This window comes from Xanthomonas sp. NCPPB 1754, assembly GCF_041475725.2.
GTDB lineage: Bacteria > Pseudomonadota > Gammaproteobacteria > Xanthomonadales > Xanthomonadaceae > Xanthomonas > Xanthomonas euvesicatoria.
In genome coordinates, this window is sequence record NZ_CM192982.1 from 2,499,808 (window position 1) to 2,525,283 (window position 25,476).

General features: G+C 64.4%; 21 protein-coding genes. 9 read left to right on the forward strand and 12 right to left on the reverse strand.

Annotated elements, in window-relative coordinates:
* Nucleotides 1–643 precede the first annotated feature (643 nt).
* Nucleotides 644–1,234 (reverse strand): O-methyltransferase, encoded by a 591-nt coding sequence (locus ACCQ15_RS10965; protein WP_008575693.1) that lies wholly within the window; start codon nucleotides 1,232–1,234, stop codon nucleotides 644–646.
* A gap of 290 nt (nucleotides 1,235–1,524) precedes the next feature.
* Nucleotides 1,525–2,001, reverse strand: coding sequence for a BLUF domain-containing protein (locus tag ACCQ15_RS10970; protein WP_031422802.1), 477 nt, complete (start codon nucleotides 1,999–2,001; stop codon nucleotides 1,525–1,527).
* Between the two features lie 69 nt (nucleotides 2,002–2,070).
* Here ACCQ15_RS10970 and ACCQ15_RS10975 point away from each other — a divergent pair, with 69 nt between their 5' ends.
* Complete coding sequence (locus tag ACCQ15_RS10975; protein ID WP_046934669.1) at nucleotides 2,071–2,262, forward strand: hypothetical protein; 192 nt, start codon at nucleotides 2,071–2,073, stop codon at nucleotides 2,260–2,262.
* Between the two features lie 13 nt (nucleotides 2,263–2,275).
* Nucleotides 2,276–2,740 carry a hypothetical protein gene (locus ACCQ15_RS10980; protein WP_031422804.1) on the forward strand — a complete coding sequence of 155 codons (465 nt, stop codon included), beginning with the start codon at nucleotides 2,276–2,278 and terminating at the stop codon, nucleotides 2,738–2,740.
* A gap of 168 nt (nucleotides 2,741–2,908) precedes the next feature.
* Here the strand turns inward: ACCQ15_RS10980 and ACCQ15_RS10985 are convergent, their stop codons facing one another.
* The gene (locus ACCQ15_RS10985; protein WP_372357389.1) at nucleotides 2,909–4,063 is read right to left on the reverse strand and encodes an epoxide hydrolase family protein; all 1,155 of its coding nucleotides are present in this window, start codon (nucleotides 4,061–4,063) and stop codon (nucleotides 2,909–2,911) included.
* 1 nt (nucleotide 4,064) lies between these two features.
* Nucleotides 4,065–4,979, reverse strand: coding sequence for an NmrA family NAD(P)-binding protein (locus ACCQ15_RS10990; RefSeq protein ID WP_031422808.1), 915 nt, complete (start codon nucleotides 4,977–4,979; stop codon nucleotides 4,065–4,067).
* Nucleotides 4,980–5,160: 181 nt separating this feature from the next.
* Between ACCQ15_RS10990 and ACCQ15_RS10995 the strand changes: the two genes are divergently transcribed.
* Nucleotides 5,161–5,802, forward strand: coding sequence for a TetR/AcrR family transcriptional regulator (locus ACCQ15_RS10995; protein WP_008575681.1), 642 nt, complete (start codon nucleotides 5,161–5,163; stop codon nucleotides 5,800–5,802).
* Nucleotides 5,803–5,950: 148 nt separating this feature from the next.
* On the opposite strand, the gene ACCQ15_RS11000 is transcribed toward ACCQ15_RS10995, so the two are convergent.
* Complete coding sequence (locus ACCQ15_RS11000) at nucleotides 5,951–9,076, reverse strand: multidrug efflux RND transporter permease subunit (protein WP_372380563.1); 3,126 nt, start codon at nucleotides 9,074–9,076, stop codon at nucleotides 5,951–5,953.
* A 51-nt stretch (nucleotides 9,077–9,127) separates the two neighbouring features.
* Entirely contained in the window at nucleotides 9,128–10,240 is a 1,113-nt protein-coding gene (locus ACCQ15_RS11005) for an efflux RND transporter periplasmic adaptor subunit (protein WP_071117840.1), read from the reverse strand.
* Between the two features lie 123 nt (nucleotides 10,241–10,363).
* Here ACCQ15_RS11005 and ACCQ15_RS11010 point away from each other — a divergent pair, with 123 nt between their 5' ends.
* Nucleotides 10,364–10,933 (forward strand): TetR/AcrR family transcriptional regulator, encoded by a 570-nt coding sequence (locus tag ACCQ15_RS11010; RefSeq protein WP_011347612.1) that lies wholly within the window; start codon nucleotides 10,364–10,366, stop codon nucleotides 10,931–10,933.
* A gap of 294 nt (nucleotides 10,934–11,227) precedes the next feature.
* Here the strand turns inward: ACCQ15_RS11010 and ACCQ15_RS11015 are convergent, their stop codons facing one another.
* Nucleotides 11,228–13,054, reverse strand: coding sequence for a transmembrane repetitive protein (locus ACCQ15_RS11015; RefSeq protein ID WP_372380564.1), 1,827 nt, complete (start codon nucleotides 13,052–13,054; stop codon nucleotides 11,228–11,230).
* Between the two features lie 13 nt (nucleotides 13,055–13,067).
* Entirely contained in the window at nucleotides 13,068–13,667 is a 600-nt protein-coding gene (locus tag ACCQ15_RS11020) for an NfuA family Fe-S biogenesis protein (protein WP_008575672.1), read from the reverse strand.
* 88 nt (nucleotides 13,668–13,755) lie between these two features.
* On the opposite strand from ACCQ15_RS11020, the gene ACCQ15_RS11025 reads away from it, so the two are divergent.
* The 4 genes from ACCQ15_RS11025 to ACCQ15_RS11040 all read left to right on the forward strand — a co-directional run bounded on the left by ACCQ15_RS11025 (nucleotide 13,756) and on the right by ACCQ15_RS11040 (nucleotide 17,735).
* On the forward strand, nucleotides 13,756–14,112 hold the full coding sequence (locus ACCQ15_RS11025; RefSeq protein ID WP_011347610.1) for a 4a-hydroxytetrahydrobiopterin dehydratase: 357 nt from the start codon (nucleotides 13,756–13,758) through the stop codon (nucleotides 14,110–14,112).
* Nucleotides 14,109–14,531, forward strand: a complete 423-nt coding sequence (locus ACCQ15_RS11030; RefSeq protein ID WP_372380565.1) for an energy transducer TonB — start codon at nucleotides 14,109–14,111, stop codon at nucleotides 14,529–14,531. Before ACCQ15_RS11025 ends, ACCQ15_RS11030 begins: the two co-directional genes overlap by 4 nt.
* 264 nt (nucleotides 14,532–14,795) lie before the next feature.
* Nucleotides 14,796–15,614, forward strand: coding sequence for a zinc transporter ZupT (zupT, locus tag ACCQ15_RS11035; RefSeq protein WP_372380566.1), 819 nt, complete (start codon nucleotides 14,796–14,798; stop codon nucleotides 15,612–15,614).
* Between the two features lie 297 nt (nucleotides 15,615–15,911).
* Entirely contained in the window at nucleotides 15,912–17,735 is a 1,824-nt protein-coding gene (locus ACCQ15_RS11040; RefSeq protein ID WP_372356205.1) for a DUF3300 domain-containing protein, read from the forward strand.
* A 33-nt stretch (nucleotides 17,736–17,768) separates the two neighbouring features.
* On the opposite strand, the gene ACCQ15_RS11045 is transcribed toward ACCQ15_RS11040, so the two are convergent.
* Entirely contained in the window at nucleotides 17,769–18,755 is a 987-nt protein-coding gene (locus ACCQ15_RS11045; RefSeq protein WP_008575665.1) for an RluA family pseudouridine synthase, read from the reverse strand.
* Between the two features lie 409 nt (nucleotides 18,756–19,164).
* On the opposite strand from ACCQ15_RS11045, the gene ACCQ15_RS11050 reads away from it, so the two are divergent.
* On the forward strand, nucleotides 19,165–22,833 hold the full coding sequence (locus ACCQ15_RS11050) for an Rne/Rng family ribonuclease (protein WP_372381561.1): 3,669 nt from the start codon (nucleotides 19,165–19,167) through the stop codon (nucleotides 22,831–22,833).
* A gap of 523 nt (nucleotides 22,834–23,356) precedes the next feature.
* Here the strand turns inward: ACCQ15_RS11050 and ACCQ15_RS11055 are convergent.
* The 3 genes from ACCQ15_RS11055 to ACCQ15_RS11065 all read right to left on the reverse strand — a co-directional run bounded on the left by ACCQ15_RS11055 (nucleotide 23,357) and on the right by ACCQ15_RS11065 (nucleotide 25,455).
* Complete coding sequence (locus ACCQ15_RS11055) at nucleotides 23,357–24,004, reverse strand: response regulator (protein ID WP_003489223.1); 648 nt, start codon at nucleotides 24,002–24,004, stop codon at nucleotides 23,357–23,359.
* 239 nt (nucleotides 24,005–24,243) lie between these two features.
* Nucleotides 24,244–24,990, reverse strand: a complete 747-nt coding sequence (locus ACCQ15_RS11060) for a sulfurtransferase (RefSeq protein ID WP_136732588.1) — start codon at nucleotides 24,988–24,990, stop codon at nucleotides 24,244–24,246.
* 99 nt (nucleotides 24,991–25,089) lie between these two features.
* A complete protein-coding gene (locus ACCQ15_RS11065) occupies nucleotides 25,090–25,455 on the reverse strand; it encodes a DUF6164 family protein (RefSeq protein ID WP_008575660.1) in 366 nt (121 codons plus the stop codon).
* Nucleotides 25,456–25,476: the final 21 nt, after the last annotated feature.

A 25,476-nucleotide genomic window follows, 5' to 3' on the forward strand; every position in this document is an offset into this window, starting at 1 on the left:
CCATTGGAAGCTAATGGCTGGCCGGCCTCGGAAAAAATCGACACCGCGTCGTAATGCGCTTCCAGCACCTTGGCAAGCGGCAAGCTCGCAGCCCCCAGCTTGCTCAGCGCCTGCCATCGCGCGTACGTGCGTCCTGCGCCAGGATTGGGAAGTTGCGGCGTCATGCGCAGGTACTCACGCACGCGTTGCGCGAGCGCTGGATTTGGCGATAGCGAAGGTGTACCCGGCAGATCGTCGCGGGCGAGTGCTGATTGATACATACGCCAATCTAGGCGATGGCTCGTCAAACTCAAGTGAGCCAACGGCCAAGTGCCTCACCGTGACGGCAGCTGGATAAAGAACAATGCTTTGCCGCTTGACGATGGACGCAAGTCGTCGATGCAAGCCTGGCTTCGCCAATCAACACCGATCGCAATGCCACGCGTAAGAAACGTCACGCCGTGCGTGCGTTCGTGCAAGGGGAGCGAACAGAGTTTTGGTCAAGCGTTGTAACCGGACTCAGCCGATGCGAAGAATCAGTCGTGCTACCGAATGTCACTTCAAGCCGGAAAGAATCGACGGCTCGACCGCTCAGCAGAACAGGCGTGCATCAGCCTCAGTTGGAATCGTCGGGCGCTAGCCGCTGCGCAACGTCGCTCGCGATTCAGTCTGCAACGCGCACTGCCATGAACTGTCCGTTGCCAACCGGCACCTCGCTGCATCGGAAGGACATGTCGGCTCGGACAGCCTGCATGAAATCTGCCATCTCCGTCGCGTGTGAGGTGGCGTTGTCCACCACCATCAGGCCGGTGCCGCGCTTGAGCACGCGGCGCAGCTGCGGCCACCACCGTGCATAGGCGCTGCGGTCCGAGTCCAAAAACAGCAGATCGACGCTGCCATCGTCGGCGGTCTCCAACCACGTGCCTGCATCGCCCAGCACCTGCGTGATGTGCGCCTGTAGTCCGGCACGCACGAAGTTCGCCGCCGCCAGGGCGGCCTTGTCTTCGGCATGTTCCAGCGTGATGACGTGTCCACCGACGGCGATGACAGCTTCGGCCAGCCACAGCGTGGAGTAGCCATTGGAAGTACCCACCTCTAGCACCTGCCGTGCCCGCGTCGCGTGTACCAGCAGGGCGAGCAGTTCGCCGGTTTCGGGGGTGATATTCAGCATGCGTTTGCCACGTGCGGTTTCTACCGCATCGTTGTTGGCCCCAAAGCGCGACAGCTCCTCTTTCAGATCCTGCAACGTGCTCATGCCTTGAGTGCCTGTTGATTGCTGCAATGTGGGCAATGACCCTGGCATCGCCCTTCAGTGCCTGGTGTGCTGCGCCGTGATGCGAGCGAATCGGATGCTCGATGCGCCTGCCTGATACAGCGTGCTCGCTATTTGCCATTCGCCATTCGCCATTCGCCAAAAAGAACGCTCTACGTCGCTTTCGATATCGCTTGCATCAAGAGGACTGAAGGCATGGCGGACACAAATCGGTCGCGGGGGCCTCCCAGGCTGGCGCCCTAGCGATGCAGTAGACGTTCACGCTCGCCTGGTCATACATCAGCTGTCGGCGGCATGGCCCCCTCCCAGAACTCCAGCAACCGGGACACAGGCTCCGGCTTATTTCCCGCAGACCACAACGCAAGGCGTGTGCGCGACCAGCGTTGTGCGCTGAGCTCGACGATCGACCCGGGAAGCACCTTGCGGCACGCCATCTGCCAGTCGGGAAAGTAACGCTCGACGATGGAGCCGTTGTAGACCTCTGCGATCACGTGATGGCGCGCAGACTGCTTGATGCGATCGTAGGTATGCTGCACCCCGGCAGGTGGGCCCTCGAAATACTGAAAAAATCGAGCGCCGTCGTAGAGCAGTACGCCGGTGATGGCGGCCAGCGCGTTGTGTGCACTGGAAGAGACAAGCAGCCGGTCGACCTCCCCCATCGACATGGGACGACGCACCTCGCTCACGTAAGCGATGGCCTGCAACGGTGGATTTGCCAAGAACTCATCCCGATAGGTGATCTGCTCCAACGTCCATTTCTGCAGAGTCGTCAGCGCCGGCTCCTCCTGAGATCGCTGCGAGCGCAGTATCAGGGTGTGATGCACCAATTGGCAATGCAGGCATTACAATTTACTTATACAGAGCGGCAACGCGCGTTCATGGTCAGCACGCTCAAGCCGCCTCGGCGCGGCGGTGCCATGCTGGCAGGTCAGTCGATCCGCTGCCCGGTGAGCGAAGACGCTGACGCGTCGCAGTGGCTGGCCGAAGACGTGGTTCGGGATCTCATCTAAAGGACGTCGATCAATGCGCGCATCGCTCCAAAGCCACCCGCAACCTCAATCGTGCCAGGCGAGGACTGCCGGCAAGCATGACCTTCATCGCGCCCCTTTACTGTCTCTGGCAGTGCTCGCCGTCATGTCGCTTGGAGGATGCGCCACCACGCCCCCGGCGACGGGTCATCTCATTGAAGGCCCTGTGCGCCTCGGCGAGATGGCAGCGGTCGATGGTCCCAGGGTACGGCCCGACCGAGTCGTCGAAGACAGCCGTTGCCCTACTGATGTTCAATGCATCGTGGAAGGCCGACTGATCGTACGTGCGACGGTGCTGGGTGGTGGCTGGTCCAGACAGGTTGACCTTACGTTAGGCATTCCGGTGCCTATTGCCGATGGCATGTTGACGCTGGTGGAGGCCACGCCCGTGCCCATCGCCCCGCAAACCGCCGACCGCTCTGCGGCGCGCTTCACCTTTACATTTCAAGGCGGTCGCTAGCCAAGCATGTCCTCAGGCTAACGATCCGCCTCTTGCATCAGCCGCCACGTCCCGCTGGCTCGAAGTTGTCCGCCCTCCCTTCGCTAAATAGCTCATCGCAGCCGAATGCACTGGATTGCCGCTGCAAAGCCCAATCAGCTAGTCGGACTCGATAAGATCCCGCAACCATTACCGCAGCGATTGAAAGGTGTCTCGGAGGTGGTCGACAAATGCCAGCGGATTTTCCATCGCAGCAAAATGCCCGCCCCGCTCTGCCTCTGCAAAAAAGCGCAGATCTGCGAAGCGTCGTTCTGCCCAGCGCCGCGAAATGCGTACTTGTTCTCCGGGAAACATGCTGATCCCGGTTGGCGTGGGCATCGGGTGCATGGGCATCGCTGTCCCAGCTTCCTGCGCAGCTTCCCAGTAAAAACGCACCGAGCTGGGCCCGGCATTGGGGAGCCAGTACAGCATGATGTCGTCGATGAGATGGTCCAGCGCGATCACGTTTTCCGGTTCGCCGCCGCTTTGGGAAACATCCTGGAAGAGCGCATAGATCCATGCGGCAATGCCGGCTGGAGAATCAGCCAGGCTAAACCCCACCGACTGCGGTCGCGTGCTTTGCAGGTGCATGTAGCCTGAAAATTCTCTCTGATAGCGCTTGGCATCGTCGAGCATCCGCTGCTCTGCTGGCGTGGCGTTGGCAATTTCTTCGGCGCTCGGGTCGAACATCACCATGTTCAGATGGATGCCCACCAAGCCGGGCGGCTGCATGAACCCAAGCGCGGTCGTGATCGCGCTGCCCCAATCGCCGCCCTGGGCGGTCCAGCGTTCGCCATAACCCAGGCGGCGCATCAGTTCGACCCATGCGGCAGCCGTTCGCCCCACTCCCCAGCCGCGGAAGGTGGGTTTCCCAGAGAAACCAAAGCCCGGCAACGATGGGATCACCAGATGAAACGCATCCGACGCCTTCCCGCCGTAGGCCACCGGGTCAGTCAGTGGGCCGATCACGTCGCGAAATTCCAGAATTGATCCCGGCCATCCATGCGTCAACAGCAATGGAAGCGCGCCCGGCTCTGGTGAACGCACATGCAGGAAATGGATATCCAGCCCGTCAATAGCCGTGCGACTGCTATTCCAGCCATTAAGCAATCGCTCGGTGGCGCGCCAGTCGTAGCCCGTCCGCCAGCGCTCGACCAGGCGTCGAATGCGCGCCGATTTTGGGCCCTGGCTGTGATCACGCACGGTTTCCTGACTGGGCCAACGCGTGTGCCCAAGACGTTGGTTGAGATCATCCAGCTCAGCCTGCGCGATGTTGATCCGAAACGGTGTCATGCCGTCAGTCATCTCAAGCCTCCGGTGCGTAGGTGTTCGCCAAGGTCTGGCGAGCTGACTGCCACGCGCGCGCGCCGTAGCGATCATTATCCAGATGGATCAACTTGCCGCGTCCACTCATCATGTCGCGCAGGTATTGCATGCCTTGCCAGGGTGGGAACGGGTCATCGCTGGTCGGCGTCAATGCGCGCACGACGCGGATGATGGCCGACATCGTGCCGATTCCGCCTGGCCTGAGGGTGCGATATCGCTCGCCCGTGAGCTCGGTGAGCAGGTGTGCGATGTCGTTGGGCGAAATGCTGTTGCCGGCAATCCGCAGATCGCGTGGAGCATTGGGATCCAGCGCCGCCGCTGCCGTGTAGCGGGCGACATCGTCTTTGGCAGTGAAATCGAGTTTCTGGTCTGCGTCGCCAAAATGCAGGACCCGGCGGCCCGGTACAACCAGGCGCGCACTGCCCTCAAGCAATTCCAGAAAGCCGCCACACAGAATCGATGTGGCCGAAATGGGCGTGGCGTTCAGTTGCTCTCTGAAGCGGCGCCGCAGGTCCAGATTGCGATTGTCGCCTGGCCGCGTCTTCGTGTAGTCCAGCGAGAAATCGGACGGAACAAAACGCGGGACGCCCGCAGAAACCGCTGCATGCAACAGGTTTCCCTGTTGACCCAACATGACCTCTTCCAAGCCGTTCAGTGCGCAAACCACACAGTCCGCGCCCATGAGCGCCTCGCGTAACCGCTCGGCGTCGTCGAGCTCAACATGTCGAACCTGGATGCCCTGCCCCTCCAACGACGCGACGCGGCTCTTCCCTGCCCCGTGCCGCACCAGTGCAACCACGGCCGCGCCCTGATCTTTCAGGGCCACCGCGATCCGGTAACCGAGATCGCCGGTGGCTCCAGCAACAACGACCTGCGAACTCGTCTGTGTGTTCACCACGTGCTTCTCGCTTGAGTCTTCGGGTGCCGAAAGCGGCGGGCAGCCAACGCACCAGGGGGCAGCAGCGCCCTGTTACATCGGCTCTCATGCATCGTGCTGGCGGGAAAGACCATGCAGCGAACAACTGAACGATATCGTTCAGTTGTTGAAAGCACAAGTGGCGTGTAACGTTTCGTCGATGAAGGCGGTCAAGCAAAAATCCAAAGGCGGCAGGCCGCCACCCGATAAAGCCGGCGATGTCGATCGGCGGCTTCTGGATGCGGCACTACAGCTCTTCCTGGAACGCGGCTTCGAGCACACTTCATGCGACGACATCGCGCGACTGGCAGGTGCCGGCAAGGCCAGCCTGTACGCGCGCTATGCCAACAAGGACGCCATTTTCGAGGCAGTGATTCGCCGTGATGTGCAGACACAGCCCCTGCCAGCCGCCCCCAGCGCCCCGCTGGATCTTGAGGGGCGGCTAAGGCTCGCAGGTCGAGGAATACTTGCGCACGCGCTGCAGCCGCAGACCGTGGCGATGATGCGCTTGGTCGTCGGCACCTCCATCCGGGCACCGGAGCTTGCTGCGGAGGTCAACCGCATCGGCTGGGAAGGCGGGCTGCAACGTGTGCGCATGGCGATCCTCGATGGCCAAGATCAACCCGCCGATCCCTCTGCGTTAGCAGGCCACTTCGTCGATCTGGTGTTTGCGCCGCATCAACTTCGTGCGCTGCTGGGAGAACACCCGGCACGCCTGATCGACTCCGCAGCAGAGCGCGTGGAGTGGGCGCTGGGACTGCTCAGCGCTGCAGGCCAGCTAAAGACGAAACGTCCGCGCTGAGACGCGCTCAGCGCCCGCAAACTGGCTCGGGTCTTTGAAGCGCCTGCCGATCGATTGCTGGCGCCGTCAGGTCGGCACGAAAGCTATCGCGATTACTGCCGCCCTCTTCTCACGATCGACCGATGCCGCATGCAGTCGCCCGGCATGATCATGTGGAGGGCTCCGCCGGGTTTGCGGCTGCACTCCTGCGGGCAGCCACATACGCCATCACCCAGGTAAAAAAGATCGGGGTGAACACGACACCAAGCGTACTGGCCGCCAGCATGCCGCCGATCACGCCGGTGCCCAACGCATTCTGGCTCGCTGCACCCGCACCGCGTGCGATCACCAGCGGAATCACGCCGAGAATGAAGGCCAGCGACGTCATCACGATCGGGCGAAAGCGCAGCCTGGCCGCCTGCATTGCAGCGTCCGGCACGCGCGCGCCCTGCGCATGCAGTTCCTTGGCGAACTCCACGATCAAAATCGCATTCTTGGCGGCCAGGCCGATGATGGTGATCAGGCCGACCTTGAAGTACACATCGTTGGAAAGGCCGGCCACCCACACCGCGGCGGTTGCGCCAATCGCGCCGATCGGCACGATCAGCATCACCGAAAACGGAATCGCCCAACTCTCATACAGCGCGACCAGCAGCAGAAACACCACCAGCAAGGCCAGGCCGAGCAGCAGTGGCGCCTGTGTGCCGGCAGCTTTTTCTTGATACGACAGTGCAGACCATTCGTAGCCAATGCCCTGGGGAAGTGCAGTCGCCAGGCGCTCCATTTCCGCCAGCGCGTCGCCCGAGCTGATGCCTGGCGCAGCCACGCCGGTGAGATTGACCGATGCATAGCCGTTGTAGCGGGCAATCTGCACCGGCCCCTGCTCCCACCGTTGCGTGGTCAACGCCGTCAACGGCACCTGCTTGCCGGTGCTGCTGGTGACAGACAGCGTGTCCAGTGATTGGGGCGTGGCGCGATCGCTTGCATTGCCCTGTACCACCACCCGTTGCAGACGACCGCGGTTGACGAAATCGTTGACGATCGTCGAGCCGAACGCGCTGGACAGCACCTCCATCGCACTCTGAAAGCTCACGCCCAGCGCTTCGGCCTTGCCGCGATCCACTTCCAGGCGCAGCTGCGGCGCATCGGCAAGACCTTCCACCATCGCGTATGCCAGCTTGGGCGACTGATTGGCCGCATGCAGCAACTGGTTCACCGACTGCATCAGCGCGTCGCGCCCAAGATTGCCGCGGTCCTGCACGCGCAGCGAGAAACCGCCGGAATTGCCCAGGCCTTCGATCGGTGGCGGCATCACGGCCATGATGGTCGCGTCGCTGATGCGTCCCAGCGCCGCGTTGGCGGCCGCCACTTCGCTGGCCACCGATTCGCTGTCGCCGCGTTCGCTCCAGTCTTTCAGTGACGGAAAGGCCATGGCCGCATTGGCGCCGCTTCCGGAGAAACTGAAACCGTACACCAGCGTCACGTCCTGCATGCTCGGCCGCGCGGCGAGGTAATCGTTGACCTGTTGCCCGGCCGCGCGCGTACGGCTGTAGCTGGCGCCGGGCGGCAACTGCATGTCCACGATCATGTAGCCCTCGTCTTCCTGCGGTACGAAGGCCTCCGGCAGCCGCACGTATGCCAGCCCAAGCGCGCAAAGCAGCACGGCGTACACCAGCATGTAGCGCCCGGCACGGCGCACCAAGCGATGGTTCAAACGATCGAAACGCGACGTCAGCGCGCTGAAGTTGCGGTCGAACCAAGCGAAGAATCCCTGCTTTTCATGGCGGCCGTCGATGGGTACCAGGAAGGTCGCGCACAGCGCCGGTGTCATGGTCAGCGCCAGGAAACCGGAAAACAGGATCGAGACGGCGAGCACTGCGGAGAACTGTCGGTAGATCACGCCGACCGAACCGCTCATGAAGGCGAGCGGCAAAAACACCGCGGTGAGCACCAGGGTGATGCCGACGATCGCACCGCCCACCTGCGTCATCGCCTTGATCGAGGCATCGCGCGGCGACAGGCCTTCGCCGGCCATCAGGCGCTCGACGTTCTCTACCACCACAATCGCATCGTCCACCAGGATGCCGATCGCCAGCACCATCGCGAACATGCTCATCATGTTCACCGAGAAACCCAGCAGCTTCATCATCGCGAACGTGCCCAACAGGCACACCGGCACCACGATCGCCGGGATCAAGGTGTAGCGGATGTTCTGCAGGAACACGAACATCACCAGGAACACCAACGCCATCGCTTCGAGCAAGGTGTGAAGCACCTTCCTGATTGCCACATTGACGAAGGTCGAACTATCGAAGGGCACCGAGTAGGTGATGTCTGCCGGAAAACGCTGCGAGAGTTCTTGCAGGCGCTGGCGCACCGCCGCCACGGTGGCGACGGCATTGCCGCCTGGCGCCAGCTGCACTGCCGCGCCGGCGGCCGGGCCACCGTTTTCCTGCACATCGAACTGGTAGTTCTCCAATCCAAGTTCCAGCTTCGCCACGTCCGACAGATGCACCACCGCGCCATTGGTCTGGGCACGCAGGATGATCTGGCCAAATTCCTGCGGCGATTCCATCAGGCCGCGCACCACCAGCGTGGTGGTCAATTCCTGATCATGCGCGCCTGGGCGTTCGCCCAGGCTACCGGCTGCCACTTGCAGGTTTTGCGCACGGATCGCGTTATTGACGTCGACAATGCTCAGCCCATAGCCGCGCAATGCCTGGGTGTCCACCCACACCCGCATCGCCGCTTCGGCGCCGAAGAACTGCACGCGTCCCACGCCGGGAACACGGCGGATCTCGTCGTTGACCACTCTGGCCGCGTAGTCGTTCAGGCGCACCACGTCCTGCGCGGCGGTCGCATCCTTGTAGACCAGCGAATACAGCATCAGGAAGCCGGCAGTGGTCTGTTCGACCTGCAAGCCAAGTTGCGTCACCGCTGCCGGCAGTCGCGATTCGGATTGACGAATGCGGTTCTGCACGTCCACCTGGGCGATGTTGGGATCGGTGCCGGGCTGGAACGTGATGGTGATCTGCGCACTGCCGTTGGAGCTGCTGGAGTCGTAATACAGCATGTCGCGCGCGCCGTTGAGCTCCTGCTCGATGACACTGGTCACCGCGTCGTTGACGACCTGGGCCGACGCGCCGGGATAGGTGGCAGAAATGCTGATCTGCGGCGGCGCCACTTCCGGATATTTTTCGACAGGCAAGGTGCGCAATGCCAGCAGGCCGGCGAGCGAGATGAAAATCGCAACCACCCACGCGAAGTTGGGGCGGTCGATAAAGAATCGGGACATGGACGGTCACCGGGGCGCCACGCGCCCGCACAGGCGGAATGAAGGAGTGGTTCAGTGCGCGGCGTTCAACACGGCACCAGGCTGGATCCGCGTCGCGCCTGAGGCGATGTAGCGCTCACCGGCCTTCAGCCCTTCGAGTATCTGCCAGTCGGTGCCGACCATCGCGCCGGTTCGGACATCGCGCAGTTCGGCCCTGCCGTCGGCGCCCACGACCATCACCGCAGCGCTGCCGCCCGGTCGCCGCTGAATCGCCCGCTGTGGCACGTAGACCGCGTCGCTGGCGGTACCGTTCGGCGTGCGCACGCGCACGAACATCCCCGGCAGCAACAGGTTGTCGCGGTTGTCGAATTGCGCGCGCAGCGACACCGTATCGGTTGTTTCGTCCACCCGCATGTCCGCGAACAGCAGGTCGCCCTCGCGTGTCTCGCCGAGCTCAGGAATGTCGATGACGACCTTGAGCGGCGCCTCGCCTTTGCGGGCGCGACCGCGCAACTTCAGCGCTTCGGCGACCGGACGATTGAAGTCGGCGAAGATCGGATCGAGCTGTTGTATCAGCGCCATTTCTGTCGCCTCGCCCCCCTGCCCGACCAGCGCGCCCTCGGTGACCAGCGCCCGCCCGATGCGGCCGTCGATCGGCGCACGCACCGTGGCGAAGCCCAGCTCCAGTTGCGCGGTTTTCAGCGCCGCACGCGCCGACGCCACGGCTGCCTGGGTGCTTTTGAAATTGCTGCGGGCGGTGTCGAAGTCCTGCCGGCTGATCACCTGCCGCTGCACCAGTTGCTGGCTGCGTTCGAACTGGGCGGCGGCATTTTCCAGCTCGGCGTCGCTACGCCTCAGCTCCCCGCGTGCGCGCGCCACCGCGGCCTCGAACGGCGCGGGGTCGATCTGAAACAACACCTGCCCGGCCCTGACGTCCGAACCTTCTTCGAACCGGCGTGCCAGCACCACGCCGGCCACGCGCGCACGAACCTGCGCTACGCGCATCGGCGAAACACGGCCGGGCAGATCGGTGGTCTGCAACACCTTGCGCGCCTGCGCGGTGGCGATTTCCACCGCAGGTGCAACCGAAGACTCAGCGGATGGAGCGGCTTTGCCGCAGGCGGCCAGTGCGAACGGAAGGAAGGCGCACAGCGAAAAGAAACGGTAAGCGCGTTGGGCTGTCACAGCGCGGGGTCCAATGGATGACGCGGCAATGATGCGCCATAGATCCTTATGAATCAAATATGATTCATAAGGATCATTTCAAAAGAACCTGTATCATCCCTGCTTCACTCGTTTTTCAAGCGTATGAGCCAGGACGACCAACGCCTTATCCGCCTGCTGGCCGCAACGCTGACCCGCCGCCCACGCAGCAATCTCACCGAGCTGGCCGGTGGCGCGGGGATCAGCCGCGCGACGCTGTACCGCTTTGCCCCGACCCGCGCGGCAATCGTGGAGAAGGTCACCGCCGAAGCGTGGCTGCGTCTGCAGGCGGCCCTGCCCAACGATGCCCTGCCCGATCCCATGGCAAGCCTGCGACGCATGACGCACGCCTTGGTGGAAGACCTGGATCTGGTCATCTACATCGTCAACGAGATGGGCATGGAGGGCGCCGAACGCGGCAACACCTATTACGCCGCGCCGGAGTGGGAGTCGTTCCAGGCGCATCTGGATGCTTTCTTCTTGCACGGCCAGCAGCGCGGCGTGTTCGGTATCGAAATGCCGGCGTCCTGGTGGAGCGACTTCTACCTCTCGTGCCTGTTCGGAGCCGGTTGGGCAGTGGCCACCGGCCGTCTGGCACAGGCATCGGTCGTGCGTGCGGTCCTGACCTCGTTCCTGGAAGGCGCACGTTCCGGTTCGAGAGTGCAATCTCCCTAGCCGCGAGCCGCTGGCGCCACCGTCACCGTCGCCACCAGCCGGAACACCACGCGATGTATCGCGTTTCCGCAGTTTGAGCGATCGGTTTTTATCGAGGCGGCAAACCGGTTCGCCGGTGGCCGGCACGGTCTGCAGCCGATGGACGAGCGTCCCCGCATCCTGCGCTCTCGGCGGCTGATGCAGACAATGCATGTCCACGCGCCCGGAGGCGCGCAAGCGCACCGTGAAGCGAAGGGGCGCAGGGCCGATCTGTGCACTCAGGCAGACATCGCCGCACGCCATCGCGCGTCACGCTCACCCGCCGTTATGGGGCAGCGCGCCCTTGTCTTCCTGCAACTCACGCTTGAACGGCACGTCCGGCGGTGGGCGTGCGATAGCCGGTTGATCGTTGAGATTGGGGTCGCTCAAGCCGCAACCGCCGCCGAATTGCAGCAGGGACACCACGCAACTGATCTTGGTGGTCGTGCCAGGAATCGGAATCTCGATCTTCTTCAGGCCGCGCCGCACCCATTCCTGCAGCAGCGTCTGGTTCGGCATCCAGTACTTGTCCAGCGATGTCGGCGTGTAGCCGTACGGCGGACGTTTAAGCCAGGTGCCGCCCTGGGCAATCTGGTCGCGGGTCCAGGTATCGGTCTCGCTGCCTGGTGGTCCGCGGTCACCTGCACCCTGGCCGGCATCACCGGCTCCGGTGGCCACCTTGATGCTGCCATCGGCATTGAACATGCCGTTGCGCTGGGTGTTGCCACCCGTCGTGTCGCCTTGCCGATTGCGGTCGGACTTGCTCCAGTCGTCGGCGTTGGCGGCCACGTCCCACCCGCCGCTGCGATCGGCAGGCGCCGGGCCGGCATGACCGCTGGCGGCTGGCTTGGCGGGCGACGATGCAGCGGCTGGCGCGCTGCTGGAACGTTCGGACCGGGCAGGACTGGCCTGCGACTGTGCAGGTTGCGCGGCTGCTTGCGCGGATGGCGCCGCCACGGTGGCCGGCCGTGGGTCGGGAGTCGCAGGCGTCGCTGGCACGACAGGCGTCGCCGCCACCGGCGCAGGCGCCGGATCCGGCACGTTCGGCAGCTCTGCGGGACGCACCGCAACGTCAGGCATGCGCACGGTCGGCGAGATCTCACGCAGGCGCGCAGCCGGCGCGGGGATTTGCGGGCGCTCGGGGATGACGATGTCGCGCTCGCGCACTGTTGGCGCAGTGGCAGAGCGCACCGCAACATCCGTGGTCGGACGCTGCAGTTCGCGCATCTGCGGGCGTTCGGTCACCGTCTGGATGTCGCGTTGACGCACTTCAATCTGCGGCGCCGCCCGCTCGATCGCACGCGGCGTCAGCGTGATCGTTGGCGGCGGTGGGACGACAAAGTCGTTGGTGGCGACCGGGGTTTCGGTGACCTGCAGCGGCGATTCGATCGTCACCGGCGGCACCTGCACCGTCACCTGCGGAATATCCGCGGTGACGGGTTCGCTGGCCGCTTGCACCGGTTCCGGCGCATGTTCCGGTACCTGGGCCGTGTCGGGGCGCTCCACAGGGTCGGCAGCTGGCGGCACTGGCGTCGGTGTCGGTGTCGGCGATGGAGCTGGTTCGCTGTTCGCCGCCGATGCACCCGCGTGCGCTGGCGAAGACGCCGCAGTTGCAGCCGCCTGCGTCGATGCCTCGGCCGCAGGTTGACCTTCCCCGCCGCCCTGCGCTTCAGCCCCTTCACCGATCAAGGTCATGCGCACCCGCAATTCGTCGCCGGGCTTGGTTTCTTCCGGCGCCCAGCGCACGGTGACCACCCAGATGAGCAGCGCACCAAAACCGAGGTGGATGAGGAAACTGCCAAGCACCGCCAGCCAGTGCTGCCGACGCTGATCCTTCGGCCGCGGGTCCCAGTGTTGCCACCACAGGCTGCGGAACGCCTGGAATGGCGACAGCAGGGAGACGCCGGTCACCGCACTCCGTGTCGGCTGCCCACGCGCCAACAGCACATCCATGACGTGGTCATCGTTGAATGGCGCAGCCGCGTCCTTGCGGTTGCCCATCCAGATGCCCCAGCCATACGGAAGGCCGGTGCGCCGATCCAGAATGAGCTTGCCGGGCATGCGCGCGCGCAGTGCCTGCAGCAGATCGGCAGCCGTTGTCACCGGTGGCGCGGAATCAGGCCGCGCTGTCGCGCGGAATGTAGGGAGCGTCGCCGGTGGCGTGGTCGGTCGCATCGCGCACCGCAGTCACGCCGGGCACGCGCCCCATCAAGGTCTTTTCGATGCCCTGCTTCAAGGTCACGTCGGCCATGCCGCAGCCGTGGCAACCGCCGCCGAAGCGCAGCAATACCACGCCGTCGGCGGAGACTTCCTGCACGGCCACGCGCCCGCCATGCGATGCCAACTGCGGGTTGATTTCGTTTTCCACCACCCAGCGCACACGCTCCACCATCGAAGCCGACTCTGCGGGCGCTTCGCCCTTGATCTTGGGCGCCTTGATGGTGAGCTGCTGGTTGCCGGTAGACTGGGTGACGTAGTCGATTTCGGCCCCGTCCATCCACGGCACGCTGGCAGCGACGACATACAAGGTGAAACCATCGCAGTCGATCGCCCATTCGTCGCCGCTCAGGTCCGCCGGTTCGGCGAACTCAAGCCGGGCATCGGCACGTGGGGTACCCGCATCCACCGCGCTCAGGCGCACGCCCATGCCGGGCACGCCCTCACGTTCGATGAGCTTGCGGAAATAGGTCTGGGCTTTGTCGGATATCTGGATCATGCGGGTTATTCTAGCGCCCAAAGCGCCCTCGCTCATGGAACACCGTGATCCTGGTGGGCGCGCCGTCCGCCACCCCTGCGAGACCGTCATGACCGATCTGATTCCCCTGGAGCAGGCCCACTGCCTCCCGCGCAAAGGCAGCGACCACAAGCTGGGCGAGGCGCGCCTGACCGAGCTGCTGCCACAGGTGCCCGGCTGGGAGCTGGCCGAGGCCGGCATGGCGCTCACGCGCACGTTCCGCTTCGCCGACTATTACCGCACCCTGGCCTTTGTGAATGCGCTGGCCTGGATCGCCCATCGCGAAGACCACCACCCCGACCTGGGCGTGCATTACGACCGCGTCGTGGTGCGCTATTCCACCCATGACGTGGGCGGACTGAGCGAAAACGACTTCATCTGCGCGGCCAAGACCGCGCAGCTCTACGATCAGGGAATCACTGCATGAACATGTATTGCGCCGCGTTCGCCGGCCTCGTCGTCGCCACCGGCCTTGCTGGCTGCGGCAAGTCGCCACAGCAGGCCGCCGCGCCCACTGTCGCGCCCACCGAGCTGGCCGCCCTGAAGACGCCGCCGCCGGAATATTCGCCGCAGCTGGCCTGCGCCGGTGTGGGCGGCACGACCGTGCTACGGGTCGTGGTCGGCACCCAGGGCACCCCGACCGATGTCTCGGTGGCACAGAGCAGCGGTCAGCCCGTGCTCGACGAAGCGGCCCTGACGCGCGTGCGCGAGTGGCAGTTCAAGGCCGCCACCCGCAATGGCCAGGCCGTGCCGCAGACCATCCAGGTGCCGGTCTCGTTCAAGCCGCCGGTGCCGCGTCCGAACGAATGTTTCGCCATCGAGGAACGCGCACGCCGCGGCGGCTGAGGACCGCGCAGGTCGGTGACGCCTTATTTCCGCACGGCACAAGCGCATCGACACCAGCGCATGAGCAACAGCGCCTTGTTCGCGCGCTTGAGTGTCGCCCCTGCCTGACGCTGGCGCAGAGGCGCTGCTTTTCGTCTTCGACACCACGTCTTCGTCATCGCGGCATGGCCATCCTGCTTCCGCGGAGGGGTGTGCGTATCTGGCGAGCTGCAGTTGCCACGCTCTCCGCAGGAAGTTCTTCATTCCACGAGGACGTCGCGCCACATGCTTGCAGTGTCATCACACAATCTCTGGATCGCGCTTGCGGTCACGCTGGCGGCCGGGCTGGCAACCGGGCTCGGAAGCCTCATGGTGGTGTTCGCCAAAAAGCCCAATCCGCGCCTGTTGGCATTCGGCCTGGCCTTCGCCGGCGGCGCCATGGTGTACGTGTCGCTCACCGAAATCCTCAACAAATCGATCGCCGCGTTTTCCCATGCCTACAACGACAAGCTCGGCTTTACCTTCGGTACCCTGACCTTTCTGGGCGGCATGCTGCTGATCATGCTGATCGACCGCCTGGTGCCGAATCCGCACCAGAGTTTGTCCAGCGACGATCCGCAGTTTCGCGAAGACAACCGGGCCTATATCCGCCGGGTTGGCCTGATGACCGCCGTCGCGATCACTGCGCACAATTTCCCGGAAGGATTGGCGACTTTCTTCGCCACGCTTGAAAGCCCGGCGGTCGGCATGCCGCTGGCGTTCGCGATCGCCATCCACAATATTCCCGAAGGCATCGCGATCGCGGTGCCGGTGTATTTCGCCACGCGCAACAAGTTGTATGCGGTGGGCGCCAGCCTGCTCAGCGGGTTGGCCGAACCGGTCGGTGCAGGCATCGGATATCTGGCCTTGTCCAGCGTGCTCTCGGATGCGGTCTTCGGCACCGTGTTCGGGCTGATCTCCGGGGTCATGGTGTTTCTGGCGCTGGACGAATTACTGCCGGCTGCCAAGCGCTACGCACAAGGTCACGAGACCGTGTATGGCCTGGTCTCGGGCATGGGAACGCTGGCGATCAGCCTGGTGTTGTTCCGTTTCGCAACCCCGTGAAGCGCGTCATGCGCGGGCATCACCACTCGAGATGGCCTGGCGCGAAGTCTGTTGCAGCAAGTGCAGACAATGCCGCTACAGCAGCCCGATCGCTGTGTTGCCCGTGACGAGCCGACGCGCCCGCCCGCCTGAAATCAACCGCATGCCACGCAGCGCACCTGCGTGAGGTGCTGTTTCCCGCATGTCTGCTGAACACCGTCGCGCCTGGTCGACTGAAGCCAAGTTCTAGAAAGGTTCCAGACATTCAAGCCGGCGCATGGTACGCGCGTCATCAACGCACACACAGCGAGGTGCCGTATGCAACGCACATGGTCACAAGGGCGCCTTGCCTTGGCGCTGTCGATCGCATCCACTGGCCTGATTGCACTCGGCGGCTGCCAACGCACCGACGCACCGGCGCCGGCCGCCGCCGAGCCTCCGCCGCCTCCCAGCGCGATGGCAGCGCCGGCTTACACGCCGCCCACGGCGGACCAGCTTTACCAACTGGTCGCGCCGATTGCCCTGTTTCCAGACAAGTTGCTGGCGCAAACCTTGGCGGCGTCGGTGTATCCCGATCAAGTGGTCACCGCACAGGAATGGCTACGCAGCAATAGCGGTTTGAGCGCTGCAGATCGCGCGCAGGCCACGGTGTCGCAATCGTGGGACCCGAGCATCAAGGCACTGACCGCCTTTCCCGACGTGGTGGCCCAACTGGCTGGCAATCTGGATTGGACGCGTGCGCTCGGCGATGCCTACGCCCACGATCCCAACGATGTGCTCAACGCGGTGCAGATCATGCGCCAACGCGCCCAGGCCAGCGGCCATCTGCACAGTACGCCGCAACAGCAAGTGCAGGTGGCGCGCCACGTGGTGGTGACGCCCATTCTGGATGAGGGCCGCATCCCGCCGCCCTCGCAGGTGATCACCATCGAACCAGCGCAACCGGATGTGGTGTACGTGCCGCGCTACGATCCCGGCGTGGTCTACGGCGCGCCGGTCGATGTCTACAGGGAGTATCGCTACCGCCCGGTCCGCTGGTACGACGAAGGCGACGTCGTCACCACCGGCCTGGTGTCCTTCGGCGTCGGCGTATTGGTGGGCGGCGCACTCGAGCACCATCACGGTTGGTTCGGCTGGGCCGAGCCGGCGCCTGTCTGGCACCGCTGGGGCTGGAACAGCTGGGGTGTGGATTGGAACGCGCCGCCGGCCGCACCGCATTATGTGGTCTACCAGAACCATGTCTATGCGCCGCGCACCACCATCATCAACAACCGAAATACGTATGTCGATTCACGCTCGTACGTGAATCAGGATCAGCGCCATTGGTCCAATTCGACATCCGCGCCTGTGGCCGGGATGTCCCCAGCCAACTTCCATGCGGCGCAGGCGGCCGCTCTACCGGCAGCAGTCGCCAGCGCACGTGGGCTTGGTGCGTTTGCAGGAGCGGCCACGCCAGCGCCTTCGCCCGCCCAACTGCATCGCCCGCCCGACTATGCGCATCTGACCACACCGCATTTCAATGCACAGATGCTGCAACCAGGCCGTCCGGTAACGCTGAACGCATCGCCATCGCCATCGCCGTTGGCGCATGTTGCGCCCCTGACAGCTGCGAGCCATCCGATGCAGCCATTGCCCTCCGGGATGCGTTCGCCGCGCGTGCAAGTACCGGCATTCGCCTCGGCTGCAACGCCTGCACGGGTAAATGACTTGCAGGCCGCACAACAGCACATGGCGCAGATGCACGCACAGTCGCGGGCAGCGCAGGAACAGGCAGCTGCAGCCAACCGCGCACATGCCGGCATGCCGCCGCGCGATGCATTTGCGAGCCGCGACGCCCGCGACAGCCAGTTCCGAGCCCAAGCCCAACCTGCGCAATGGAAGCCGCCCGTGCAAGAGCAGCGGCAGCTGGCGCCTCATCAGCAGTTTGCATCCGCGGCAGTGCCGCGTGTCGAACATGCGCAGCCGTCGCAGCCGCGTGACGAACCGCGCCCGGTCATGAAGGCAGAGCCGCAGCAGCGCATGCAGCGGATGGCGTCCTTCGCCCCGCCGCGTGCCGCTCCGACCCATCAAGCCGATATGCACCAGCAACGCCCGCATCCGTCGGCGCAGCCGCAACATCACGACCATCGCCACGAAGGCTGAGCCAGCCGCGCTGGCGCAGCCGCCATGGCTGCGTCAGCGACCGAGCTGGTCTAGGGCCTCGGCGAGCTCTGGCGCCAATGGCGCGCTCAACACGTACGGCGTCTTGCCGGCATCCAGTGCGAATTCCAGCGATGCGGCATGCAGGAACAGCCGCTTCAAACCAAGCTGGTCGCGTAGGCGCTTGTTGACGTCTGCCTCACCGTATTTCTCGTCGCCGGCCACCGGGTGCCCCAGGTGCTGGGCATGCACGCGAATCTGGTGGGTGCGACCGGTCTCGATGCGCACTTCGCAATAGGAATGGCCGCCGCGCCGTTCCAGCAACTTGAAATGGCTCAGCGACGGCTTGCCGATCGCATTCACCTGCACATGCCGCTCCCCTCCCTGGCGCAGGCCGATGTGCAGCGGCGCGTCCACGGTCATCACGCCGTCGGGCATGCGGCCCACCAGCAGGGTCAGGTAGCGCTTGGTGATGCCACGCCCTTCGACGCGGTCGTCTTCACGCATGAGGGCCTGCAGCTCGGTCAGCGCCGAGCGCTTCTTGGCCACGATCAATAGGCCGGACGTATCGCGATCAAGCCGGTGCACCAGTTCCAGGCTCTGGTTCGGGCGCAGCGCCCGCAGCGTTTCAATGGCGCCAAAGCTGATCCCGCTGCCGCCATGGCTGGCAACCCCGGACGGCTTGTTCAGGGCAAGCAGGCGCGCATCCTCGAACACGATTGCCGCTTCCAGCCGCGCCATGAATGATGACGGCGGCGCGGCCTTGTCGCCCTCTTCGTTGATGCGCACCGGCGGAATCCGCACTTCTTCGCCGCCCTCGAGCTTGCGTTCGGCCTTGGCACGCCCGCCATTCACGCGCACCTGACCGCTGCGCACCAGCTTGTAGATCAGGCTACGCGGAGCGCCCTTGAGCTGGCCAAGCAGGAAATTGTCCAGCCGCTGCCCAGCACGGTCTTCCGGAACTTTGAGAATGCGCACGCCGACGCGGTCGGCCGGCGGCTTGGGGGGCTGGGGGTCGGTCATCCGGCTCTTTATTCTGTTACACTCGGCGAGCGAGATAAGGGTTTGATTTTGTTGGAAGTTGATTGGCCAGAAGCCTGACTTCCGATGATTCCGGCACAGTGCGCGACCACCGCCCCCGGGGCGGCCATGTTAGCGGCTCACCGGCCTACCCGGCCATCGCCAGCGGTTTTTGACCGCTGCGCTGAACATGTCCCGTGCGCTGCCCCGGTTTGTCCGGACGCGGCTGCCGGCCCTGAAACACCTATAAAACTTAAACAAGCGCTCCCGCGGCCTGCCGTGGTGTTGCAGCGCTGGAAACTCTGGTCAGGCCTGTCCGCGCGTTGCGCGAAGGGCCGACAAGCTGTTCCAGAGGCGAAACGTCACGGCGTTCCGCGCGGTAGAGCGCGTGAGGAACGCAACAATGAAGCGAATGCTGATCAACGCAACGCAGGCCGAAGAGCTGCGCGTGGCGATTGTGGACGGCCAGACCCTGTACGACATCGACATCGAACAGCCGTCCAAGGAACAAAAGAAGTCCAACATCTACAAGGGCCGTATCACCCGGCTAGAGCCTTCCCTGGAAGCGGCGTTCGTGGACTATGGCGCCGAGCGTCATGGCTTCCTGCCGCTGAAGGAAATTTCCCGCGATTATTTCCAGGCCGGCGTCGACCATAACAAGTCGACCATTCGTGAGCTGCTGCGCGAAGGCCAGGAAATCGTCGTGCAGGTGGACAAGGAAGAGCGTGGCAACAAGGGCGCCGCCCTGACCACGTTCATCTCGCTGGCCGGCCGCTACATGGTGCTGATGCCCAATTCGCCGAGCGCCGGTGGCGTTTCGCGCCGCATCGAGGGCGAAGACCGTGCCGCGTTGAAGGAAGCGCTGGACAAGCTCGACATTCCTGACGACATGGGCGTGATCATCCGCACTGCCGGCGTGGGCCGCGATGCCGAAGAACTGCAGTGGGATCTGGACTACCTGCTGCAGACCTGGAAGGCGATTGCCGAAGCTGCGCTAAGCAAGCCGGCCGCGTTCCTGATCTACCAGGAATCGCGCCTGATCATCCGCGCCCTGCGCGACTACCTGCGCGCCGATATCGGCGAGATCCTGGTCGATACGCCGGAGCTCTACGCCGACGCCCAGGAATTCATGAAGCAGGTGATGCCGCAGAGCCTGCGCAAGCTCAAGCACTACACCGACGATATCCCGCTGTTCAATCGCTTCCAGATCGAATCGCAGATCGAAGGCGCCTATGAGCGCAACGTGCGCCTGCCCTCGGGCGGCTCGATCGTGGTGGACCAGACCGAAGCGCTGACCGCCGTCGACGTGAACTCCTCGCGCGCTACCAAGGGCAGCGATATCGAAGAAACCGCGTTCCAGACCAATCTGGAAGCGGCCGAAGAAGTCGCACGCCAGCTGCGCCTGCGTGACCTGGGTGGCCTGGTGGTCATCGACTTCATCGACATGGCCTCGTCCAAGCACCAGCGCGAAGTCGAAAACAGGCTGCAGAACGCACTCAAGTACGACCGCGCACGCGTGCAGCTGGGCCGTATCTCGCGTTTCGGCCTGATGGAAATGAGCCGTCAACGGCTGCGACCGAGCCTGGGCGAATCCAGCCAGATCGTCTGTCCGCGTTGCGATGGCCATGGCCGCATGCGCAGCGTCGAGTCGCTGTCGCTGTCAATCATCCGCGTGGCAGAAGAGCACGCCATGAAGGAAAACACCGGGCAGGTGCTGGTCCAGGCGCCGGTGGAAATCGCCAACTACCTGCTCAACGAAAAGCGCAGCGCACTGCGTGAAATCGAGCAGCGCCATGAGTCGCCGATCATCATCGTCGCCGACGAGCAACTGCACACCCCGCACTACGAAGTCACGCGCCTGCGCGAGAACGAGCTGGGCGAAGAGAGCGGCAAGCCGAGCTACCAGCGCGGCACCCCGCGCAAACTGCCGGTGCATGCACTGACCAAGGCGCAGTTGAATATTCCCGCAGCCCCGGCGGTCACGTCGATCAAGCCGAGCCAACCGGCACCGGTTCGCGAAGAAGCCCCTGCCCCGGTCGCGCCCATCGCTGCGCCGGCGCCAGTGGTGACCGTGCCCATTCCGGCACCGGTCACCGGTGTTGTGGGCTGGCTGAAGCGGATCTTCGGCGGGGTCGAGCCCGTCGCCCCGACCCCGGAGTCGACCCCGCGTCCGCGCCAGAACGATGCCGGCCGCAATAACCGTGGCGAACGCGGCGAGCGTGGCGGTCAGCGCCGCGATGGTCGCGATGCCCGTAATGGCGGCAATGGTGGCAACCAGCAACGTGGCAATGGCGGCAATGGCAACGGCGCCAATAAGGAACGCCGTGACGAGCGTCGCCAGCCTGCCAGCGCCCAGGGCGCGCAGAATGGCGCACAGGCACAGCAGGTGCAGGCGCCTAAGCCGCCGCGCAATGAAACGCAGGCGTCAAAGCAGCAGCAACCGCAGCAGCAGAAGTCCAAGCCGCAGAACCAGAGCCCACGCCCGCCACGTGCGCCGGCACAGCAGGACGGCGCGCCTGCCGAGCGGCAGCCGCGTCCGGCACGCCAGGATGAGGGTACGGCAGCGGCGCAAACCGTGACCTCCACTGCCGCAACGGCCACCACGTCGAGCGTGGTGGCCGCCATTGCCGACGCCGCTGCACCCACCAATGCGCAGACCAACGCCAATGAAGCGGCGCAGGCGCATCCTGTCGATGTCATGGTGAGCGAATCCACCGCTGATCGTGGCGCCGACTCAAATGCAACTGCACCGGCCCAGGATGCCGCAGGCGACGATGCAGCCAATGGCGAAGGTGGAAGCCGTCGCCGCCGCGGCCGTCGTGGTGGCCGTCGTCGTCGTCGTGGCGCCGGTGCCAACGGAGAAGGTGGTACCAGCGTCGATGGCCTGGAAGGCGACGATCTGGACAGCGATGCCGACAACGATCTCGATGGCGACAGCGAAGGCGACGACGCCGGTGCTCATGCGCATGTATCGGGCGCACCGCGCGCCGGCCAGCCGGAGTTCGATTTCGACGATGAGGCACCGGCACCGGCGGTGCGCGCCAAGTCGGAATCCGCTGCCCAGGCAACCGCCAAGCCGCGTCCGGTTCCCAAGGAGCGCGCAGAGCCACAGGGCGGCAGTGATACAGCTTCGACCACCGCGCCGATTTCCAATACCGTGCCGGCATCGCAGCCTTCGGCAGCACCCGTTGCCGAAGCCGCCCGCGAGCGCCCTGCTGCGCCCGTCGCTGCTACCGACGCACCAGCCAAACCCGCGCCGGCTGTCACAGCGTCGACGGCTGCCAGCACCGAGGGTGCTGCAGCGCAGGCTGCAGAACAGCGCCCCGCGCCGGTCGCACAGCAGGCGTCCGCTACCCCGGCTCCGCTTGCCGCCCCTGCGCCAGTGGCATCCACGCCGGCACCTGCAGTGGCTCCCGCTGCCGGGACTGCACCGACGGCAGCGGTGGCGGCTGCCGCGGCTTCGGCACCGGCTATTGCATCGCCTGTGACCAACGATGCGGCGACAAGCAGCCAGCACCAACCTGCGCCCTCGGCGCCGGCAAGTGCGGCTGTACCTGCCGCCGACGCCGAGGCCGCGAAGGCCGACCACCAGCAGCGCGCTGTGTCGGCGGACGTGGCAGCGCCTTCGGTACAGGCAGCGCCGGTGCAGCCGGCACGGGCAACGCCTGCTGACGACCTACCGGCACCTGCGGCGGCTACGCCGGCATCGCAGGCCGCAGTAGTCACGGTGACGTCGCCGCACGCCGAGCAGTCTGCTTCGCAGGCGCCATCGGCCGAGGTGGCAATGACCTCGACCTCGACGGTTGTGCAGGCAAGCCCAAGTGCGGACACCGCGCCCGCACGCAAGCCGTATGCTCCGGTGCAGACCACCATGCTCGATGCGCTGAGCCCGAACGATGCTGCGCCAGCAGCCTCCTCGGCCAGCAAGCCTCCGGCAGACCCTGCAGCAGCGCAGGAGTTGCAGGCAGGCAAGCCCAAGCCGACGGTGGTCGTGTCCGAACCAGTCAAGCCGGCTGCTCCATCGACCGACGCCGACCAGGTGCAGGATGACGACAGCAACAAGCCGCGTGGCGATCACTGATGGCCAGGTGACTTGATTGGGTGGCCTGTTGGGATAACAGGCCACGTCAACATCGAAACAGCGGCCTTCGGGCCGCTGTTTTTTTGTGCAACGCCTGCACTAACGCCAAACCGCATCCGCCGGTTGTGATCCCGGCGAGACATCGACGCTCCACGTTCTTCCACATGAGCGGCGACGTTTGTCGTCACTCGTGGTCAGTGGGTGCAAAGACCCTTCGATCGGCAAGTGCGGCGAGGCCAGGCCTTGCTGGCACATGACGACAATCAGCGCGGAAAGCTCATAGTACCCGGCGTGTCGTTACGCTCACCCCCCGGGCGCCCTGACGCCCGGGTCTTGTTCGACATACCGCGCGCCTCTAGAAGGTCGGGCTAGTTCCCCCACTCACGCGTTGACGCAATCCAGCAACCGCTTCTGAGGGCGAGACACGTCATTTCTAGGCACGTGATGAGCTTTCTCTACGCGATGTTGTGCGCCCTGGCCTTGCGATGCAGCGCAGCCACTGCACTGCACTCAAGGCAACGGTTCACAGCACCCTGGAGGGATCGGTCAGACCGTATTGATTGGCTAGCCGCGCCAGCGCAATGTTGTCCTGGATGCCGACCTTCTCGAACAGGCGTGCCTTGTGCGTGTTGATGGTCTTGGCGCTGAGGTTCAGGCGCTTGGCGATGTCTTCCTGGCGCAGGCCCTGGGTCAGCAGCAAGGCCACTTCCAGCTCACGGGGCGACAATGCATCAAACGGTGAACCGCCACCTTCCAGATTAGACAGAGCCAGGTTCTGCGCGATCGTATTGCCGAGATAACGCCGTCCCAATGCGACTTCACGCACCGCGCGCAGCAACTCGTGCGCGTCACCACCCTTGCCCACATAGCCGGAGGCGCCTGCCTCGAGCAAACGCTTGGGCAATGGGCCGTCTTCGAGCACGGAGACGATGATGACCCGCGTACCGTAGTCGCCCTTGACGATGCGCTCGGTAATTTCCAGGCCGCTGACGCCGGGCAAATGCAGATCGCACAGCACGATGTCCGGTTTGAGTTGACGAATCTGCGGCAATGCGGCTTCGCCGCTCTCTGCTTCACCCACCACATCGACGTCCACTTCCTTGGACAGAATCATCTTCATGCCTGTACGCACGAGTGCATGATCGTCGATCAGAAAAACTCTGATGGTCATCCTTGTTGTCCTCGCTAGCGGCTGGCTGGTGCAGCCTATCTCCGTGAATAATTCAGGGCAAGCTCGATGCGACGTATTACGCCCAAGTTAGAGCGTTATGACACGTCACTAGAGCATGCATGACGTGCGCATGGCGCGATGTCTCTAGGCAAGATGTTGCAACGTGTGCCGATGATGCGGGCGCCAGGCCGACCGGTGACATCGGGCAATGCAGTCGCGCTCGGTCAGATTTTCACTGGCTAGGCGGTACGGTCGGCGTCCACCAAGGGTTTTAATTCGGGATCCAGCGCAACGCGTTCGTCGAAGACGAAGCAGCGGCCCTCGTAGCCTTCGCCACCGACCTCTTCGAAGTAGCCGAGGATTCCGCCCTCCAGTTGCAGCACGTTGTCCATGCCATCGGCCTGCATCCACAGCGCGGCCTTTTCGCAACGGATGCCACCGGTGCAGAAGCTGACCACCGTGGCATCGGCCAACGCGCCACGATGCGGTTCCAGCGCGCCAGGCAAGTCGGTGAACTTGTCGATCGGCAGCGTCAATGCACCCTGGAAGGTCCCGTATGCCACTTCCTGCGCATTGCGCGTGTCCAGCAACACCAGCGGACGGCCGCGATCATCCTGCCCATTACGCAGCCACTCGCGCAGCACGGCAGGCGTCACCGACGGTGCACGACCTTGCAGCGGCGATGCATCGTCGCGCCGAAAACTGATGATCTCCGGCTTGATCTTGACCTTGAGCCGCGCAAACGGCTGATGCGCGCTTTCGCTGTACTTGATGCGCATCTGCGCAAACCGCGCGTCGGCCTGCAGCCAGGCATAGAACGCGCCGATCTGCTCGGCAGCCCCTGCCAGGAACAGGTTGATGCCCTCTTCGGCTACCAGTACCGATCCTTTCAGCGCATGCTGCTCGGCTTGCGCGCGCACGCCGTCGGCAAGTGTCTGCGGATCCTGGATGGTGACGAACTGGTAGGCGGCGGTATTGATCATCATGCGGCTATTTTAGGGCCGCGGGCAGCCCCTAGCGAGCGCCGTGAACGGGACGTCCAGCACGGTGCAGCAGCGTGCCTGCAAGCGCGTCATGCCGCGCACTCAGCCGCGCAACAGCACAAACGGCAGCAACACCAGCGAGGCGACGACCAGCATGCCGATCAGCGTCACGAGCACGAAGACCGGTCGCCTGCGCAGCAACGCGCCAAAGGTCTCCGCAGTGCCGGCTGCAAGTTCCTCCTGGCGCTGGGCACGCGCAATCGCGCCGCGCTGCGCCTGGTAGGCATCCATCGCCGCCTTGGCGCGTGGATAGTCGGCATCGTCGCTGAGCCAGATACCGCCAGCGGAAATCCCCCAGTTGCTGGGGCGCGTTTCATAGATCTGCACGCGCTGCTCGCGCATCAGCGCCCGCACCTCATCGGCTTCGTCGTCGGGAACATTGCGCAGATTGAGCAGCAGCTTGGCCATGCCGCGATGATACCGGGAGCC

Coding starts and splice junctions, on each gene's coding strand:
- ACCQ15_RS10975 (WP_046934669.1), top strand. CDS start 2,071: ATGCACCAATTGGCAATGCAGGCATTACAATTTACTTATACAGAGCGG.
- ACCQ15_RS11010 (WP_011347612.1), top strand. CDS start 10,364: ATGAGCCAGGACGACCAACGCCTTATCCGCCTGCTGGCCGCAACGCTG.
- ACCQ15_RS10985 (WP_372357389.1), bottom strand. CDS start 4,063: ATGACTGACGGCATGACACCGTTTCGGATCAACATCGCGCAGGCTGAG.
- ACCQ15_RS11040 (WP_372356205.1), top strand. CDS start 15,912: ATGCAACGCACATGGTCACAAGGGCGCCTTGCCTTGGCGCTGTCGATC.
- ACCQ15_RS11055 (WP_003489223.1), bottom strand. CDS start 24,004: ATGACCATCAGAGTTTTTCTGATCGACGATCATGCACTCGTGCGTACA.
- ACCQ15_RS11025 (WP_011347610.1), top strand. CDS start 13,756: ATGACCGATCTGATTCCCCTGGAGCAGGCCCACTGCCTCCCGCGCAAA.
- ACCQ15_RS11000 (WP_372380563.1), bottom strand. CDS start 9,076: ATGTCCCGATTCTTTATCGACCGCCCCAACTTCGCGTGGGTGGTTGCG.
- ACCQ15_RS11065 (WP_008575660.1), bottom strand. CDS start 25,455: ATGGCCAAGCTGCTGCTCAATCTGCGCAATGTTCCCGACGACGAAGCC.
- ACCQ15_RS10980 (WP_031422804.1), top strand. CDS start 2,276: ATGCGCGCATCGCTCCAAAGCCACCCGCAACCTCAATCGTGCCAGGCG.
- ACCQ15_RS10995 (WP_008575681.1), top strand. CDS start 5,161: ATGAAGGCGGTCAAGCAAAAATCCAAAGGCGGCAGGCCGCCACCCGAT.
- zupT (WP_372380566.1), top strand. CDS start 14,796: ATGCTTGCAGTGTCATCACACAATCTCTGGATCGCGCTTGCGGTCACG.
- ACCQ15_RS11060 (WP_136732588.1), bottom strand. CDS start 24,990: ATGATGATCAATACCGCCGCCTACCAGTTCGTCACCATCCAGGATCCG.
- ACCQ15_RS11045 (WP_008575665.1), bottom strand. CDS start 18,755: ATGACCGACCCCCAGCCCCCCAAGCCGCCGGCCGACCGCGTCGGCGTG.
- ACCQ15_RS11020 (WP_008575672.1), bottom strand. CDS start 13,667: ATGATCCAGATATCCGACAAAGCCCAGACCTATTTCCGCAAGCTCATC.
- ACCQ15_RS11050 (WP_372381561.1), top strand. CDS start 19,165: ATGCTGATCAACGCAACGCAGGCCGAAGAGCTGCGCGTGGCGATTGTG.
- ACCQ15_RS10965 (WP_008575693.1), bottom strand. CDS start 1,234: ATGAGCACGTTGCAGGATCTGAAAGAGGAGCTGTCGCGCTTTGGGGCC.
- ACCQ15_RS11030 (WP_372380565.1), top strand. CDS start 14,109: ATGAACATGTATTGCGCCGCGTTCGCCGGCCTCGTCGTCGCCACCGGC.